At 64.1% G+C, this 17,091-nt stretch carries 17 protein-coding genes; 10 read left to right on the top strand and 7 right to left on the bottom strand.

From position 1 onward, the window contains the following. Positions 1-375: preprotein translocase subunit SecG (secG, locus tag ACK4TE_RS14780; protein WP_409912301.1), on the top strand; the 375-nt coding region annotated here is incomplete at its 5' end. A gap of 63 nt (positions 376-438) precedes the next feature. Further along, entirely contained in the window at positions 439-2,076 is a 1,638-nt protein-coding gene (locus tag ACK4TE_RS14785) for a CTP synthase (RefSeq protein WP_409912302.1), read from the top strand. Between the two features lie 3 nt (positions 2,077-2,079). Here the strand turns inward: ACK4TE_RS14785 and ACK4TE_RS14790 are convergent, their stop codons facing one another. From ACK4TE_RS14790 to ACK4TE_RS14805, 4 genes are read right to left on the bottom strand one after another with little or no spacing between them, the layout of a single operon-like run. Beyond that, positions 2,080-3,306 carry a class I SAM-dependent methyltransferase gene (locus ACK4TE_RS14790; protein WP_409912303.1) on the bottom strand — a complete coding sequence of 409 codons (1,227 nt, stop codon included), beginning with the start codon at positions 3,304-3,306 and terminating at the stop codon, positions 2,080-2,082. Continuing rightward, positions 3,303-4,112 (bottom strand): DUF1365 domain-containing protein, encoded by an 810-nt coding sequence (locus tag ACK4TE_RS14795; RefSeq protein WP_409912304.1) that lies wholly within the window; start codon positions 4,110-4,112, stop codon positions 3,303-3,305. The genes ACK4TE_RS14790 and ACK4TE_RS14795 overlap by 4 nt, the downstream gene beginning before the upstream one ends. Continuing rightward, positions 4,109-5,425, bottom strand: a complete 1,317-nt coding sequence (locus ACK4TE_RS14800; RefSeq protein ID WP_409912305.1) for an NAD(P)/FAD-dependent oxidoreductase — start codon at positions 5,423-5,425, stop codon at positions 4,109-4,111. The genes ACK4TE_RS14795 and ACK4TE_RS14800 overlap by 4 nt, the downstream gene beginning before the upstream one ends. After that, positions 5,422-6,879 (bottom strand): cryptochrome/photolyase family protein, encoded by a 1,458-nt coding sequence (locus ACK4TE_RS14805; RefSeq protein WP_409912306.1) that lies wholly within the window; start codon positions 6,877-6,879, stop codon positions 5,422-5,424. Before ACK4TE_RS14805 ends, ACK4TE_RS14800 begins: the two co-directional genes overlap by 4 nt. Positions 6,880-7,020: 141 nt before the next feature. On the opposite strand from ACK4TE_RS14805, the gene rfaE2 reads away from it, so the two are divergent. Next, entirely contained in the window at positions 7,021-8,472 is a 1,452-nt protein-coding gene (gene rfaE2 / locus ACK4TE_RS14810) for a D-glycero-beta-D-manno-heptose 1-phosphate adenylyltransferase (protein ID WP_409912307.1), read from the top strand. Between the two features lie 14 nt (positions 8,473-8,486). Here rfaE2 and hspQ read toward each other — a convergent pair whose 3' ends face one another. After that, on the bottom strand, positions 8,487-8,816 hold the full coding sequence (gene hspQ / locus ACK4TE_RS14815) for a heat shock protein HspQ (protein ID WP_409912317.1): 330 nt from the start codon (positions 8,814-8,816) through the stop codon (positions 8,487-8,489). A 171-nt stretch (positions 8,817-8,987) separates the two neighbouring features. Between hspQ and ACK4TE_RS14820 the strand changes: the two genes are divergently transcribed. From ACK4TE_RS14820 to ACK4TE_RS14835, 4 genes are read left to right on the top strand one after another with little or no spacing between them, the layout of a single operon-like run. Beyond that, the gene (locus tag ACK4TE_RS14820; RefSeq protein WP_409912308.1) at positions 8,988-10,097 is read left to right on the top strand and encodes a Ppx/GppA phosphatase family protein; all 1,110 of its coding nucleotides are present in this window, start codon (positions 8,988-8,990) and stop codon (positions 10,095-10,097) included. Next, positions 10,087-10,800, top strand: a complete 714-nt coding sequence (locus ACK4TE_RS14825) for an RlmE family RNA methyltransferase (protein ID WP_409912309.1) — start codon at positions 10,087-10,089, stop codon at positions 10,798-10,800. The genes ACK4TE_RS14820 and ACK4TE_RS14825 overlap by 11 nt, the downstream gene beginning before the upstream one ends. Further along, the gene (locus ACK4TE_RS14830; RefSeq protein WP_409912310.1) at positions 10,797-11,204 is read left to right on the top strand and encodes a GFA family protein; all 408 of its coding nucleotides are present in this window, start codon (positions 10,797-10,799) and stop codon (positions 11,202-11,204) included. The genes ACK4TE_RS14825 and ACK4TE_RS14830 overlap by 4 nt, the downstream gene beginning before the upstream one ends. Further along, complete coding sequence (locus tag ACK4TE_RS14835) at positions 11,201-11,614, top strand: hypothetical protein (protein WP_409912311.1); 414 nt, start codon at positions 11,201-11,203, stop codon at positions 11,612-11,614. The genes ACK4TE_RS14830 and ACK4TE_RS14835 overlap by 4 nt, the downstream gene beginning before the upstream one ends. A gap of 39 nt (positions 11,615-11,653) precedes the next feature. On the opposite strand, the gene ACK4TE_RS14840 is transcribed toward ACK4TE_RS14835, so the two are convergent. After that, positions 11,654-12,817, bottom strand: coding sequence for an indoleamine 2,3-dioxygenase (locus ACK4TE_RS14840; protein ID WP_409912312.1), 1,164 nt, complete (start codon positions 12,815-12,817; stop codon positions 11,654-11,656). Positions 12,818-12,984: 167 nt separating this feature from the next. On the opposite strand from ACK4TE_RS14840, the gene guaB reads away from it, so the two are divergent. Continuing rightward, on the top strand, positions 12,985-14,442 hold the full coding sequence (guaB, locus tag ACK4TE_RS14845) for an IMP dehydrogenase (protein WP_409912313.1): 1,458 nt from the start codon (positions 12,985-12,987) through the stop codon (positions 14,440-14,442). Here guaB and ACK4TE_RS14850 read toward each other — a convergent pair. After that, the gene (locus ACK4TE_RS14850; protein WP_409912314.1) at positions 14,421-15,041 is read right to left on the bottom strand and encodes a GNAT family N-acetyltransferase; all 621 of its coding nucleotides are present in this window, start codon (positions 15,039-15,041) and stop codon (positions 14,421-14,423) included. The genes guaB and ACK4TE_RS14850 overlap by 22 nt on opposite strands. Before the next feature lie 74 nt (positions 15,042-15,115). Between ACK4TE_RS14850 and ACK4TE_RS14855 the strand changes: the two genes are divergently transcribed. Together ACK4TE_RS14855 and guaA are read left to right on the top strand one after the other, a co-directional pair. Then, positions 15,116-16,423, top strand: a complete 1,308-nt coding sequence (locus ACK4TE_RS14855) for an RsmB/NOP family class I SAM-dependent RNA methyltransferase (RefSeq protein WP_409912315.1) — start codon at positions 15,116-15,118, stop codon at positions 16,421-16,423. Between the two features lie 40 nt (positions 16,424-16,463). After that, a partial coding sequence (gene guaA, locus ACK4TE_RS14860; protein ID WP_409912316.1) for a glutamine-hydrolyzing GMP synthase occupies positions 16,464-17,091 on the top strand: 628 nt, incomplete at its 3' end.

The raw sequence follows: 17,091 nt of genomic DNA on the forward strand, positions 1-17,091 counted from the left end.
GGCGGTCTGGGAATCGGGGGTGGCGGCGCCAATTCGCTGATGTCCGGCCGCGGGGCAGCCGGCGCCATCGTGCGCACCACGATCATCATCGGCGGCATCTTTTTCGCCACCAGCCTGGCGCTCACCTCCATCGCCAACCGCACCAAAGGCCCGGCTTCGGGCATCGAGCGCGCGCTGGAAGGCGGCGGCACCGTCGCTCCCGTGGACAATCCCGGCGATCTCTTCGATCCGTCGCTCGACCCGTTCGCGAACGAAACGCCGGTCCAGCCCCAGCCTGAAACACAGGATTTTGTGGACCCGTCTGCTATTCCGGCTGCACCGGCAGGTGAAGGTGCGCCCGAGGAACCTGTTCCCGCTGAGACCAATCCCCAGTAATTTTAAGACAGGGCATGTTTCGGAGCGCGCCGCCGGCGCGAATCATTGCATGTGTGTGATCCCATGATCCGCTATATTTTCATCACAGGCGGCGTGGTGTCCTCCCTTGGCAAGGGTATCGCCTCTGCCGCCCTCGGCGCGCTGCTGCAATCGCGCGGCTACAAGGTCCGCCTGCGCAAGCTCGACCCTTACCTCAACGTCGACCCCGGCACGATGAGCCCGCGCCAGCATGGTGAGGTCTATGTCACCGATGACGGGGCCGAAACCGATCTCGACCTTGGTCACTATGAGCGCTTCACCGGCGTCTCCGCGCGCCAGTCGGACAACATCACCACGGGCCGCATCTACCAGCGCATCATCGAGAAGGAACGCCGCGGCGACTATCTCGGCGCCACCATCCAGGTCATCCCGCACGTCACCAACGAGATCAAAGATTTCGTGCTCTCCGATCCGGGGGAGGGCGTCGAATTCGTGCTCTGCGAAATCGGTGGCACCGTCGGCGACATCGAGGGCCTGCCCTTCTTCGAAGCCATCCGCCAGCTTGGCCAGGAACTCGGCCCGGAACGCGCCTGCTTCATCCACCTGACGCTACTGCCGTACATCCCGGCCGCCGGCGAAATGAAAACCAAGCCGACGCAGCACTCCGTCAAGGAGCTGCGCTCCATAGGTATCCAGCCACAGGTCCTGCTCTGCCGCTGTGATCGTCCGATCCCGGAGAATGAAAAAGGCAAGATTGCCAGCTTCTGTAACGTGCGCCCGTCCAGCGTCATCGAAGCGCGTGATGTGCGCCACATCTATGATGTGCCCGCCGCCTATCACGAACAGGGCCTCGACCGCGAAGTGCTACAGCATTTCGGCATCAAGGATGCGCCTGCGCCGGACCTGTCCGCCTGGCAGCGCATCGCCCACACCATCCACAATCCGGACGGCGAAGTCTGCATCGGCCTCGTCGGAAAATACGTCGATGTTCCGGACGCCTACAAATCCGTTGCCGAAGCCCTCAGCCATGGCGGCCTCGCCAACAATGTCAAAGTCACCGTCCGCCTGATCAACTCCGAAGAGTTCGACGACGAGGCCCGCCCACTCGATATCCTCGAGGGTGTCCACGGCATCATCCTGCCCGGCGGCTTCGGCGAGCGCGGCGCCCACGGCAAGATCCGCGCGGCTCGTTTCGCCCGCGAACGCCAGGTGCCGTGCTTCGGCATCTGCTACGGCATGCAGATGGCGGTCATAGAGGCAGCGCGAAATCTCGCTGGCCTCGCCGACGCGAACACGACCGAAAACGATCCGAAAACGAAGAACCCGCTCGTCGGCCTCATGGAAGAGTGGACCAAGGGTAACGAGAAAGTTGTCCGCGACGAGAACACCGACAAGGGCGGCACCATGCGTCTCGGCGCCTATCCCGCCCACCTCAAGGCCGGCAGCCGTGTCGCCGAAATCTACGGCTCAAACGACATCTCCGAACGCCACCGCCATCGCTACGAAGTGAATGCGGCTTACATTCCGCAACTCGAAAAGCACGGCTTCATCTTCTCGGGCATGTCGCCGAACGGCCTGCTGCCGGAGATCATCGAAATCCCGTCGCACCCGTGGTTCATTGGCGTACAGTTCCACCCGGAACTGAAGTCACGGCCCTTTGAGCCGCACCCTCTCTTCGCCAGCTTCATCGACGCCGCCGTCAAGCAGAGCCGGTTGGTCTGATCCTCAGGCGCGCGTCACCTGGAACTGGCCGACATTGATACGCCCATCGGTGAAGCCCGCTTCGCAATAGCTGAGATAGAAGTTCCACAGCCTGCGGAACGTCTCATCGAATCCCAGCTCGCGGATTTCGTCCCAACGGCCATTGAAACTGCGCGCCCATTCCCGGCACGTGCGCGCATAGTCCTGCCCGAAATACGCAACCCCGTCATGGCGCAGCCCCGCTGCGGCGAACTGCTCCTTCAGCACAGTCTCGCTGATCAGCATCCCGCCCGGAAAGATATGCTGCTGGATGAAGTCCACCCTCTTGCGATAGCGCGGGAACAGCTCATCATCGATGGTGATGATCTGCAGCGCCGCTCGCGCGCCGTCCTTCAGCGAGGAATACACCTTGCCGAAATAACTCGGCCAATAGGCCTCACCCACCGCCTCGAACATCTCGATGGAGGCGACGCCATCATATGTCCCGACATGGTCGCGGTAGTCTTCCAGCCGGATGTCGACCCGCTCATTCAGCCCCGCCCGGAACATCCGCTCCTCGGCATACGCCTTCTGCGCTGGCGAAATCGTCAGGCAGGTCACCTTGCTCCCGCGCTGCTTCGCGGCATGCTCGGCAAACCCGCCCCAGCCGCACCCGATCTCCAGGATATGGCTCGACGGTCCCGCCTGGATCCGGTCACAGATGCCGCGATACTTGTTCTGCTGCGCCTGCTCGAGCGACTGGTTGGGATTCTCGAACCATGCCGAGGAATACGTCATGCTCCGATCAAGCCACTTGCCGTAAAACTCGTTGCCGAGATCATAGTGCGCCATGATGTTGCGCCGCGCACCCGAGCGGGAATTGCGCCGCCCCAGCACATGCCGCAGCATGTTGGCCGAGCGCACGAACAAGTTGCCCCTCGCAAGGCGCGACGCCGCATCAAAATTCGCGGAGAAGAATTGCAGCACCTTTGTCAGGTCCGGCGTCGACCAGTCGCCATCCATATACGATTCCGCAAAGGCCACATCGCCGCCCGCCAGAGCGCGCTTGATGAAGCGGAAGTCGTGCACATGGATCTGCGCCTCCGCGCCCGGCTGCTCGTTCCGGAACACCAGCCGTGTCCCGCCCGGCAACACGAAAGTCAGCGCGCCGGACTCGGTCTGCAACAGCACGAGGGCGCCAATCCGGAAACTCGCCGGCACATCCCTCAGCTGACGGATGGATTGCGGGGTCGCGATAACCGTCATGCTCATGCAGCGGTCTCCTTCTGCTGCGGCAAGGTTGGGGCTTCGGGCGAAGCCAGCGTCGCCGGCCGCGCCGGGGCAGGGGGCTTGCGGTGATATTTTGCTCCGCGCAGCCACAGCCGCAGCGCCTGCCAGTGAATGCCGAACACAACGCCAATCGAGGATACGGGATTGCGCAGCGCGAGGCGCAGGAAGTTTCCGCCCGTCGCCGCCAGCGGCTTCGCCTTGATATTCGCCAGATGCTGCCGGGTCCCGCCCGACACATTCTCCACAACCACATCCAGCGTCGCCTCCGGCGCGCGCAGCGTGAAGCGATAATCGCCGCTCACATCAAAGAAAGGCGACACATGGAATGCCTTCTCTGCCGTATGCACATCCCGTGGCGCAGAGACCGGCGCAACATAGCAGTGATGCTCGCCGAACGTGTTGTTCACCTCATAGATGATGCCGCGCAGTGCGCCTGCCGCATCATAGCCATACCACAGCGAAATCGGCGCGAACTTGTAGAAGAAATGCCGCGGGAACGTCACCAGCCGAATCGTCCCGGAACGGACATTCACCCCCGCCCGCGCCAGCATCGCGTCGGCCCACTCTCTTAGCGTCCCGGTCCGCCCCGCGCCGCCATGATCCTTCTCGTGAAACGAGAAAAGCCCCGGCTTGTTCACCGCGAACAGAGGCGACACGTGCGCCGCTTCATCCAGCTTGTCAATGTCGATATCGATCAGCGCAAGCCGGTAGCGGAACGCCCGCTCGAACGGCACAAACCGTTTGTGCAGGGTAAACCCCGACCACAGTTGTAATGCAGCATGCGTCACGCAGATGCCTCGGCCTTGACGTCGATGGCCGAAGTGTCGCGCCGAACCGGCGGAATGTCCACGCCCTTCGCCTCCCACGAGACCGTCCCGCCGAGCGCCAGCGCCACCGAAAGTCCCGCCTTCAGCCCGTCTTCGTGGAATCCGCGCCCCATCCAGGCGCCCGCAAACCACAGCGCATCCTGCCCCTGGATCCGCTTCAGCGACCGCACCGCCGCTTCCGCCGCCGTGTCGAACTGGGGATGATCGAACGTGTATTCGTGGAAGGTCAGGTGCTCCGCCGGCCGGTGCTCCGGGTTCAGCGTGATGAACAGCGGCCGCGCCTCATCGATCCCCTGTAGCCGGTTCATCCAGTAGCTGAGGCAGATGTCCCCATTTGCCTGCTTCATCACGTTCCAGCTCGCCCAGGCCGCCTTGCGCGCCGGCATCAGCGCCGGGTCGCGGTGCAAATAGATCGTGTTCGGACGATATTTCACCGAGCGCAGGCAGAAAGCCTGGTCCTCATAATCCTGCTCCACAATCCGCAGCGCTTCATCCGAATGGCAAGCGAGGATCACCTCATCGAACAGCACCGTCTCGCCGCTCGCCAGCACTACGGCGGTCTTCGCTCCGAACGGGCGCACCCGCGTCACTTCGCTGCCGAGGCGCACGCGCTCGCCCAGCGACTCAGAAATGCGCCGCACATAATTCTGGCTGCCACCGGCCACCGTCCGCCACTTCGGCCGCTCCTTGTGCATCAGGCGGTGATTGTCGAAAAACTGGAAGAAGCTCTGTGCCGGATACTCGAGGATGCGCCCCTCCGGTGTCGACCAGATCGCCGCGCCCATCGGCAGTATGTAGTTTTCACGGAAGTCCGTATCAAACCCGTGCCGGTCCAGCCAGGCGCCCAGCGTGGTCTCGGTGATCGTGCCTGCCAGGTATTCGCTGCGCGCAATGTCGTTGAACTTCAGGATCGTCTGCCAGAAGCGATGAAACCGCGCGCTCAGGAGATTGCGTTTCTGCGCGAAGATGCCCGTCGCGGTCGATGCCCAACTCCAGCCGTTCGGATCGGTCACCGAGAAGCTCATGTCGGATGCGGCCGTCTCCACGCCCAGCGCGTCGAACAGGCCGATCAGGTTCGGATAGTTCAGCCCGTTATAGACAATGAATCCAAGATCAACCGCCGTCTCCACGCCGTCATACCTGAACGTGTGCGTGCAGGCATGCCCGCCCAGCCGGTCGCCGGCCTCGAACAGCGTGACATCCGCCGTGTCCCGCAACGCCCAGGCGGCGCCCATGCCGGATATGCCTGATCCGATAACGGCAATCTTCTTCATTCTGCATCCTGTGGTGTGCGTGTCTGTTTGTAGGCCTCCAGCGCGCGCTCACGCCCGGCGCTATGGTCCACGATCGGTTCGGGATAGGTCTTGCCCAGCACGACGCCTGCGGCCGTCAGCACATTCGCCGGCGCCTCAAACGGCGCGTGCAGGAACTTGTCCGGCACCTTCGAGAGCTCCGGGCACCAGCGGCGCACATAGGCGCCCGTCTCGTCGAACTTCGATCCCTGCGTGATCGGATTGAACACGCGGAAATAAGGCGCTGCATCCGCGCCGCTGCCTGCTGTCCACTGCCAGCTCGCGGCATTCGCCGCCGGGTCCGCATCCACCAGCGTGTCCCAGAACCAGTCCTCGCCTGCCTGCCAGGGCAACAATAGATGCTTGGTCAGGAACGAAGCGACGATCATCCGTACACGGTTATGCATCCATCCCGTATGCCACAGCTGGCGCATCCCGGCATCCACGATCGGATAGCCCGTCATGCCCTTCTGCCAGGCGATCAGGGCCGCCGGGTCTTCGCGCCACGGCATCTGGTCGAAGGCTGGGTTATAGTTCTTCCGTGCCAGTTCCGGATTGAAGTGCAGCAGCACATAGGAAAATTCCCGCCAGGCGATCTCCGACAGGAACACCGCCGCATCCCGCTCATTCACGCGGCCCGCTTCAACGCCGGCCTTCACCGCACGCCAGATCTGCACTGGAGAGATTTCACCAAATCTCAGATGCGGGGAAAGCCGCGATGTCGAAACATCCAGATCCGGCCGGTTGCGATTGTCCGCATACCCATTGATGCCGTCGTCCAGAAACGCGGCGAGCCGCGCGGCCGCGCCCGCTTCGCCCGGCGTCCAGGCCTCGGCCATCCCGCCAGACCAGTCCGGCTGAGTGGGGTGCAGTCCCCAATCCTCCAGCCTTTCGCTCTCCAGCGCCACGCCCTTGATGCGCTTCGGCGCGGCCAGCGCAGGCGCCGGTCGATAGCTCGCCTGCATCGCGCGCCAGAACGGTGTGAACACCCGGTAGTACCCGCCGCTGCCGGTCTTCAGCTCCCAGGGTTCCATCAGCAGCCGGCCATTGAAGCTCTGCGCGTCGATCCCGGCCGCTTTCAGGCCCGCCTTGATGTCCGCATCCGCCGTCCGTTCCGGCTCGCCATACCGCCGGTTCCAGAACACGGCCTTCCCGCCCGTCTCCTTCACCATCGCGGGAATCACTTCCGCCGCCGCGCCCGTGCGCAGCACCAGCTGCCCGCCGCGCTTTCGCAGGTCCGCGTCCAGCGCTCGCAGGCTCTTGTCCAGCCACCACTCGACGGCCCCGCCCAGCGCCCGTCCGGCACCCGGTCCGGTCTCACGGATGAACAGACAGACCACGGGCCCGCCCGAAGCAATCGCCGCTGCCAGGGCCGGATTGTCCGCCAGTCTCAGGTCCTCGCGGAACCACAGGATCGAAGTCGGCAATTCAGGCATGGGGTCTGTGGCCGTTTCCTGTGTTCTAGCACACTGAATACGTTACGGCTTCCGGATTGGATCAACCCCGCAGGCACCCGCGCCCTTTCCCGCCTGCGCGGCGGCGGCTATACCCCGGCCTCGACCCAGAGAAAGCCCCGGATGCAGCCCGCCCGACTTCGCCAGATTATGGAAAAAGCCGAAGGCCAGCGCGTCCTGTGCATCGGCGACATCATGCTCGACCGCTTCGTCTATGGCTCGGTCAACCGCATCTCCCCGGAAGCCCCGGTCCCGGTCCTGCGCCAGACGCGCCTCGCCAGCATGCCCGGCGGCGCGGCCAACGTCGCAAGGAACCTCTCTTCGCTCGGCCTGAAGCCCGTCATCATCGGCGCCATCGGGGATGATGAAGCCGGCAAGGAACTCTCCGGCCTCCTCGGCTGCGAAGCCCATCTCGTCACCCTCAGGGGCCGCCCCACCACGCTCAAGACCCGTCTCGTCGCTGGCGGCCAGCAGCTCCTCCGCCTCGACGCCGAAGAAGCCGGCGCTCCGGACACCAGCTCCGAGCAGGCGGCCATCGCCGCCATCCGCAAACTCGCCCCCACCGTCGCCGCGATCCTCATCTCGGACTATGCCAAAGGCTTCCTCACCCCCGCCATCCTCGCCGCCACCCTCGAGGCCGCTGCCGCCGCCAAGGTCCCGGTCATCGCCGACCCCAAAGGTCAGGACTTCGCCCGCTACGGCGCCGTCGATATCCTCAAGCCTAACGCAGGCGAACTCGCCTCCGCCATCGGCCAGTCGGTCACCTCCGACGAAACCGCCGCCGCCGCCCTCAGCTCTGCCCTCGCCACCCTCCCGGCAAAAGCCATCGTCGTCACCCGCGCCGCCCAGGGCATGTCCTTCCTGTCGCGCGGCGAAAAGCCGGCGCATGTGAGGGGGCAGGCGAGGGAAGTCTTTGATGTTTCGGGCGCCGGCGATACGAGTCTCGCCGCGCTGGCCGCCGCAATCATAGCGGGAACGAAACTGGAAGAAGCTGTAACCGTTGCAATCCTGGCGTCAGGAATTGCTGTCGGAAAAGCAGGGACAGCCACCGTTTCTGCATCAGAACTGATCGAAACGGCAGAGTCCGGTTTCCGCCACCAGAAGGCGAACCTCCTCACCCGCGATGCCATGGTCGGCCAGATCGAACGCTGGCGCGAAGCCGGATTGCGCATCGGTTTCACCAACGGCGTCTTCGACATCCTCCATCCAGGCCATGTCCGGATCCTGGAAGAAGCTGGAATCCGCTGCGACCGACTGGTGGTTGCGATCAATTCCGACGCATCTGTCCGGCGTCTGAAAGGGCCTGAACGCCCTGTAAATACAGAGGTTTCACGCGCCCAGGTGCTCTGCGGCCTCGCCTCGGTCGATGCCGTCGTGATCTTTGAGGAAGACACCCCGCTGGAGCTGATCACCGCCCTGAAGCCCGACGTCCTCGTCAAGGGCGGCGACTATACCCGCGACACCATCGTCGGCGCCGACATCGTCGAAGCCCGCGGCGGCGAAGTCGTGGTCGTGCAACTGGTCGAGGGCCATTCCACCACAGCCACCATCGCCCGGTCCCGGAAAAAGGACTAAAAATACAGGGCGTTCTAGTTGGTCGCGTGCTTCTTCAGCTCGTAAGTACCGCGCCCGGTCAGGTCAAACCATTCCGGAATATCCGGGTGGCTCAGCGGCTGCTCTGAATCGTCAGGCACGAGATTCTGCTCGGAAACGTAAGCAATATAGTGGGTCCGGTCATTCTCGGCGAACAGGTGGTAAAACGGCTGATCCTTGGCCGGCCGCACTTCCTCCGGGATAGATTCATACCACTCGTCGGTGTTGGCAAACTGCGGATCGACGTCGAAAATCACCCCCCGGAACGCAAAAACCCGGTGCCGGACAACCTGCCCGATCTGGTACTTGGCGACGTGTTTCGAGATGGAATTGTAGTGATACCGCTCGTCGATCCTGTCGGTCAGGACCAGCGGCGGATGTGCACTTTTCTTCTTCCCGCCAAGCAAGGCGCGCAACCAAGCGGCGGGCCCACGTCTACTGGTCATTTTCGACTCCTGTGATAGAGCATGCCCCAAGTTTGTGTTTCGGGCCACACTATGGCTGACAAAAAAGACGGAACCGGCGGCCGCAAACGCGGCCAGAGCGGTTCCCACCGGGGAAAGCCGTTGTTTGCGGCGGTCGATCTCGGCACGAATAATTGCCGACTCCTGGTTGCGGAACCCCGTGGCCAGTCTTTTCGCGTGGTCGATTCGTTTTCCCAGATCGCAAGGTTGGGGGAGGGGCTGCACGATACCGGCAGATTGTCCGACGCCGCCATTGAACGCGCCATGAGCGCCCTGCACGCCATCCGCGCCAAGCTGAAGCATCACGGCGTCGGCCGGGTCCGCTGTATCGCCACCGAGGCTTGCCGCAAGGCCAGCAACGGCCCGGATTTCATTCGCAGGGTCCAGACGGAAACCGGCCTGACCTTCAAGGTCATCGGCGCCAAGGAGGAGGCCCGGCTGGCCTCCATCGGCTGCTATGACCTGATCAAGCCCGACGTCCAGTCCGTTCTCGTCGTCGATGTCGGCGGCGGATCTACGGAGCTGTCGCTGGTCGATGCCCGCGGCGTGCGCCAGGGCGGTCTTGCAGGCATCCTCCGGCAGGCCCCGATTGTCGATTGGACCAGCCTGAAAGTCGGCGTCGTGACCCTTTCCGAAGCGTTCGACCTGACCGATGAAGCCGCCGCCTGGCCCCAAATGCTGGAACGTGCCCGCGCAGCGGTCAGCAGCTGGCCGGCCCTCGAAAGAGTGCAGCAGCGCCTGCAGGCCGATAATGGCTACCTGATCGGCACGTCCGGAACGGTGACCTGCCTTGCCGGCGTCCACCTGAACCTCGACCGATACCGGCGCGACAAGGTGGACGGCAGCTGGCTCAGCCGCGCGGACGGGCAAAGCACCATGCAGCGTCTGCGCGAGCTGGGCATTCACGGTCGGGCCAAACTGCCGACGATCGGCGAAGAGCGCGCCCCGCTGATGCTGGCTGGCTGTGCCATCATGGAAGCGGTCTGGGAAAGGTTCGACGGGCATACACTGCGCGTTGCGGATCGCGGTCTTCGCGAAGGTGTGCTCCTGTCCATGATGCATGGTCAGGCGCCGGTTCGCAGGCGCCGACCGAAACGGCGCAAGCCTGCAGCGAGCGGAAGCGGAGACACGCATGTCGGATGAAGAAAAGCGCCGCTGGAAAGGTCCGGGTGCGGACAAGAAGGATTCAGGCAGGCGCACGACAGAGCGCAAGGTGATTGCCCGCAATGCGCGCACCGAAAGTTCGAAACGCTGGATCGAGCGCCAGCTGCAGGATCCCTATGTGCGCAAGTCCAAGGAAGAGGGCTATCGCTCGCGCGCCGCCTACAAGCTACTCGAGATCAATGAGGAAGCGCACATCCTGAAACGCGGCCAGCGCGTTATCGATCTCGGCTGCGCGCCTGGCGGGTGGATACAGGTCGCGCTCTACAAGGGCGCTTCGGAAGTAGTTGGCATCGACCTCCTGCCCGTTGACCCGATCGAAGGTGCGACGATTTTCGAAGGCGACGTCAACGAGCCTGCCGATGTCGAGAAACTGCTCGGTGCGCTCAGCGGTCCGCCGGACCTCGTGCTGTCCGACATGGCCGCCAACACTACCGGGCACAAGCAGACGGACCATCTGCGCACAGTGACGCTGGTTGAACTCGCCGTGGACTTTGCCATTGCCCATCTCGCGCCGGGCGGAGCATTTTGCTCAAAAGTGTTCCAGGGCGGCGCGGCGAAGGACGTGCTCGACAAACTGAAACAGAATTTCCGCACTGTGAAACACATAAAGCCGCCGGCCAGCCGCGCGGGCAGTCCGGAAATCTATGTCATTGCAAAAGGCTTCAAGGGAGGGAGCAAATGACCATCACCGGAGGATGCTATTGCGGCGAAGTCCGCTACGAGGCTGAAGGCCAGCCGCTGATGAAGGCGCGCTGCCATTGCCGCGAATGCCAGTATTTCACGGGCGGCGAAGGCAACGATTTCATGGCGATGCCGGCAGCCGGCTTCCGCTTCACGAAAGGCCAGCCCAAGGCCTTCAAGCGCACAGACCTTCCACATGCCAACACGCGCGAATTCTGCGGAACCTGCGGAACGCCGCTGCTGACGCGCTCGCCTGCCTTGCCCATGGCTGTCATCCTCAAGGCAGGCTCGCTGGATGACCCTTCCGTCTACGGAGGACCGCAGATGATCCTGCAAACTGCCGATGCTTATCCCTTCCACCTGTTCCCGGACGGTGTTCCGGCTTTTCCGAGGTTCCCTGGATGAAATACGCCCTACTCGCTTTCGCCGCGCTTCTCGCCCTGCCCGCCTGCACGCCTTACATCGCGGGGGAAGGGGAGGAGCAAAGTGCGCCGCCAGCGCCGGCCGAGTACCAGCGCATCGATTTCGCCGACCAGACAGCAACCGATGCTGAGCGCGAAGCCTGCCTCGCCGCGGGCGGAACAATTGTTCCCAGCGGCAAGCTGCAATGGGAAAACTGCGTCCAGCCCTTCTCTGATGCCGGCGCCGCCTGCACGGGCAGCGCGGATTGCATCGGCGATTGCCGCTATGAAGGCGACGCCGAGCACGTTCCGGACATGGACGTGACCGGCACTTGCCAGACCACCGACGCGCGTTTCGGCTGTTACACCATCGTCGAAAACGGCAAGATCGCGCACACGATCTGCGTGGACTAGTCCACACGCTAGTCTGGACGGTTTCTGGATTGCCTCCTGCTATGTCAGGAGGTGGGCTTCCGCCTCGTCGCGGTGTTTTTTCAGGTAGCGCATGAACGGGGTGCCGCCTGTGCCGACATCCGGATCGTTGCCGGCGGCGGTTGAGGCCTGCCGGTTGATATAGGTCGCCGCATACTCGAGATGGCGCGTGCGGAAACGGGCGAGGCTGCGGATATTGTCGTTGTAAAGGTCGCGCAATTCTGCCGTGCCGAGCTTCTGGATCACAGCCCGCACTGCGCTTTGCGCGCGCAGATCATCGATGAAGCGGCGGTGCTGCGGCGGGCGGTAGATGTGCAGTTCGTCGAGGAAAGTGCGCAGCGGATCGCCGGCATGTCCGACGCCCAGCAGCGCGTCCATCGCGGGTACGATGGAGGATTGCGAACCCGTCTGTCCACGGAAGGCCTGCGGCTGTCCATTTGCTTCGGCCACGCCCTCATAGATGAGGCCCGGACCAAGTGCCGGATTGTCTTTCCAGCCGTGGATCCATGGCCGCACCCGGTGGAAATAGACATAAGGATCGCAACGCTCCGGCATCCGGTCAAAGATCGCGTTGACGCCGTCCCACACCGCTTTCATCGCCGAGAGGCCGCGCGCCATTGCCGCGCCGTCTTCTGCCTTTGCCGCGGCCACCAACTTGGTCGCTTCGTCCAGCATCTCACCGGCGCGCGCCTCGATGGCGACGTGCACGAGAATGAACCAGGCCTCATCCATGCCGCCTTCGAAATGCTGCAGCGTGTGAATGTTGGAGAGGTCTATCGGGCCGCTGGCATCAAATCGCGCCCAGTTTTCGAGCGTGTAGCTGGAGTAGGGGAGGAGGGGTGGCTGGCCGATCGCCTGCCCTACCTGCCAGATCGGAACCGCCAGGCAGGCTGGCAGTACCTTCGGCGCCTCGGGCTCGCCCCAGACATAGGTCTGCACCATGAAGCTGTAATGCAGCATCGCGATCCGGTGCTGCGCCTCGCTGCCGGTCCTGCAGAACTCGGAAAGGTCGATCAGCGGCAGCTGCTCCAGGAAATGCCGCACACGCCCGGTGGGGATCAGCTGCGGGATCGAAAGGGCAAGGTCGCGGGCCGGATGCAGGTAGGCGGGCAGTGTCACGCCGGCCGGGTCGAAATTCGCGAGGAAGCCGCGCTCGCGGCTGAGGCCGTAATCGGAGAGTTTCATCAGCGCCCCTCCCAAGGCTCGGATGGTTGCATTTGTAACTAATGCCTGTTTCGCGCGCGTCGCGTCTCCTGTCAAAGCGGCTTTGCAGGGAACGGCGGGGGCGTGTGGGGAAGGGGCTTCACAAGCCCCCAAGACTCCCTTAAAGCGCCAAAAAGGGAGCTCCCCACATGAAAATCCGACAAGCGATCACCTTCGACGACGTGCTTCTCCAGCCCGGCGCGAGCGAGGTAATGCCTGCAGATGTCGATGTTTCGACCTTTCTGACCAAGGCCATCCCGCTGAACATCCCCCTGCTCTCGGCGGCCATGGATACGGTGACCGAAGCCCGCCTCGCCATCGCGATGGCCCAGGCTGGCGGGATCGGCGTTATCCACCGCAACCTGTCGATCGAACAGCAGGCCGGCGAAGTGGCGATGGTGAAGAAGTATGAGAGCGGCGTGGTGATGAACCCCGTGACGATCTCGCCTTCGGCCTCGCTGGGCGATCTGCGGGAGCTGAAAAAACGCACCGGTTTCTCCGGCATCCCGGTGGTCGAGAAATCCGGCAAGGTCGTCGGCATTGTCACCAACCGCGACACCCGCTTTGCCGAGGATGTGAGCGAATCCGTCGCCAAGCTGATGACCCGCGAAGTCGTCACCGTGAAGATGGACACGCCCATCGAGGAGGCCCGCCGTCTCCTGCACAAGCACCGCATTGAGCGCCTTGTGATCGTGGATGATGCCGGGCGCTGCATCGGCCTGCTCACCGTCAAGGACATGGACAAGGCCTCGCTGAACCCGAACGCGGCCAAGGACGCGGCCGGGCGCCTACGGGTCGCAGCCGCCTCGACCGTTGGCGATGCGGGTTTCGAGCGGACCGAAGCGCTGATCGCAGCTGGCGCGGATGCCGTCATCATCGATACGGCGCATGGGCATTCCAAGGCGGTTGCCGAAGCCGTCACCCGCGCCAAGAAAATCTCCAATGCCGTGCAGATCATCGCCGGCAACGTCGCCACCGCTGAGGCCACCAAGGCGCTGATCGATGCGGGCGCAGATGCGGTGAAGGTCGGCATCGGTCCCGGCTCCATCTGCACCACGCGCATCGTCGCGGGCGTCGGCGTGCCGCAGCTCACCGCGATTGAGCAGTGCGCCAATGCCGCAGTCGCCTCCGGTGTGCCGATTATCGCCGATGGCGGCATCAAGTTCTCGGGCGACTTTGCCAAGGCGCTCGCCGCCGGGGCGGCGACTGCCATGATGGGCTCAATGTTCGCGGGCACCGAAGAAGCGCCCGGCGAAGTGTTCCTCTACCAGGGCCGCTCCTACAAAGCCTATCGCGGCATGGGCTCGCTCGGCGCGATGGCGCGCGGCTCGGCGGATCGCTACTTCCAGAAAGATGCCGCCGCCGAGAAGCTCGTGCCGGAAGGCATCGAAGGACAGGTGCCTTACAAGGGCCCTATCGGCCCGATCATCCACCAGATGGTCGGCGGCCTGCGCGCCGCGATGGGCTATGTCGGCGCGAAGACGATTGCAGACCTCCACGCGAAAGCAGAGTTCGTCCAGATCACCGGGGCAGGGCTGCAAGAGAGCCATGTCCACGACGTGATGATGACGCGCGAGGCGCCGAATTATTCGCTGCCGCGGGGCTGACGCGGCTCGCGCCACATCGCTTCCATGACCGGCGAGCCATCGCCGACATGGAACAGCTTCATCCGCTCGAACCCGTGGCTCATATAGAAGCCGGTGTTCGCCGGATTTGAGTTTTCGAGATAGCAGGGCAGGGCGGCGCGGTCGGCGGCCTTCAGCACCGGCTGCATGAGTTGCTTGCCCAGCCCCTGCCCTCGTGCGGCGGCGCGGGTGCCGATTGTGAACAGGTACATGTGTGGCGCTTTCGGGTGTTCCCGAGCCATCGCTTCGCCCGCGCCAAGCCCCCGCTTCGCCGCGCCCTTCGAGCCGAGCCGCATCAGCGTGAATACCAGCTGCATCGTTGCTAATGTCCCGAGTTCGCGGCTGGCATCGCTGTGTGCCCACATCGTTGCGCCGCGGTCGCCGGCGATGTGGCAGACGCCTCGCGGCAGGTAGATGTTGCGGGCGAGATTGCCGAAAACGTGGGGCAGGGGCCCCCTGCCCCCGAAAATCCATAGATTGACCGGGTCTTCGGCAAACGCCTCTCCGGTGATGTCGCCCAGCTGGCGCCAATCGGCCTTTCCGGCCCGGCGCAGGCCTTCCGGCAGCTCTATTTCAAGCATTTCCAGCCCTTTGCGGTTTTCTTGGCCCGGATTGGACGCTAACACGCGCCAGTTCGCAACCCGGAGTAAAGCCCATGCGCAATGGCGGCCGTATCAGTGCAGCCATCGACATCCTGCGCGACGTGCTGGATCGCCACCAGCCGGTGAAGGTCGCTGCGCGCGACTGGGGCAAGCGCGCGCGGTATGCCGGATCGAAGGACCGGGCCTGGGTGTCCGGGCTGGTGCTGGACGCGCTGCGGCGGCGCAATTCGATTGCGCACCACATGGGCCATGATGATCCGCGCGCGCTGGTGCTCGGCGCGCTGAGGCTCGCCTGGGACTGGAATGCGCGGGATATAGAGCAGGCCTGCTATGAGGATCACGGGCCGACGCCGCTGACCAATGACGAACGCAGCCGGCTGGTGATGGCGCCGGACCCGTCTGCGCCGATCCATGCGCAGGGCGATTATCCGGAATGGCTGACGCCGCACATGCAGCGGGTTTTCGGGCCGGACACGGTGATGGAAGCACAGGCGATGGCCGTGCGGGCGGACGTGGACCTGCGCGTGAACACGCTGAAGGCAGACGCCGAGAAGGCTGCGCTGCCGCTGAAATCCGTGAAGGCAGAGCCCTCGAAACTGCTTACCAATGCCTACCATATCCCGGCGCGCGACCCGACCGAGCGCGAGGACAGCATCGAAGGGATTCCAGCTTTTTCCAAGGGCTGGGTCGAGGTGCAGGATGCCGGCAGCCAGATCGCGGCGGCGGCGGCAAACGCCAGGCCCGGCGAGATGGTGCTCGACTATTGCGCTGGTGGCGGCGGCAAGACGCTGGCGCTCGCCGCGCAGATGCAGGGCACGGGTCAGATCCACGCCTATGACATTGACGGCAAGCGCCTGTCGGCGTTGATCCCGCGCCTGAAACGGGCCGGGACGCACAATGTGCAGCTAGTGCATCCGAGCGAGGGCACGAGCCTTGAGCCACTGGTCGGGCAGATGGACCTAGTGTTCGTGGATGCGCCGTGCACCGGCACGGGCACATGGCGGCGGCGGCCGGATACGAAATGGCGGATCAAACCGGCGCAGCTGGAGAAGCGGATCAATGACCAGCGCGAAATCCTCGCCGCAGCCTCCGCCTATGTGAAGCCCGGCGGGCGGCTGCTCTATGCGACCTGCAGCTTCCTGATGGAGGAAGACGAGGACCGGGTTGCGGAGTTCCTGGCGGGGCATCCGGCGTTTGTGGAGCGGGATGCGGCCGAGGCGGCGATTGCTTCCGGCCTGCTGACGGCGCATGGCGCAGCCACGGTGCGCCGGTTCCGCAGCCCGACCGGCAGCGTGCGCCTGACACCCCGGCGGGCCCAGACGGATGGCTTCTTCTTCGCCCTGCTTGAGCGTCGCGCCTGAGCCGTCTGGACGAATCCCCAGTCCTCGGCTACTGCGCCGCATGACCGAGACCCGCCATCAACGCGCCCTGATCGTCGACTTCGGCAGCCAGGTGACCCAGCTGATCGCCAGGCGGCTGCGCGAGAGCAGCGTCTATTGCGAGATCCACCCCTACAACAAGGTCGATGCGGCCTTCCTGAAGGCTTACGGCCCGCAGGCCATTATCCTCTCGGGCGGCCCGTCGAGCGTTTATTGGGACGATGCGCCGATGGCCGACATGGCGATCTTCAGCGCCGGCGTTCCGGTGCTCGGGATCTGCTACGGCCAGCAGGTGATGATGCACCAGCTGGGCGGGCGGATCGAAGGCGGCACCAGCCGCGAGTTCGGCCGCGCCTTTATCGAGCCGGTCGCGAAAGACCCGTTCCTTGATGGCCTGTTCGAGGGCGGCAATTCCGAACAGGTCTGGATGAGCCATGGCGACCATGTTGCCGAGATGGCCCCCGGCTTCGGTGTCATCGCGAGATCGCCCGGCGCGCCTTACGCGGTGATCGCAGACCCGGAGCGGCGTTTCTACGGCACGCAGTTCCACCCCGAAGTCGTGCACACGACGCATGGCGCGCGCCTGTTGCGCAACTTCATTCACGGGGTTGCCGGCTTCACCGGTGACTGGACGATGGCGGCCTACAAGG

Origin of the sequence: Hyphomonas sp. (genome assembly GCF_046313975.1) — a bacterium.
In the GTDB taxonomy this organism is placed as follows: Bacteria; Pseudomonadota; Alphaproteobacteria; order Caulobacterales; family Hyphomonadaceae; genus Hyphomonas.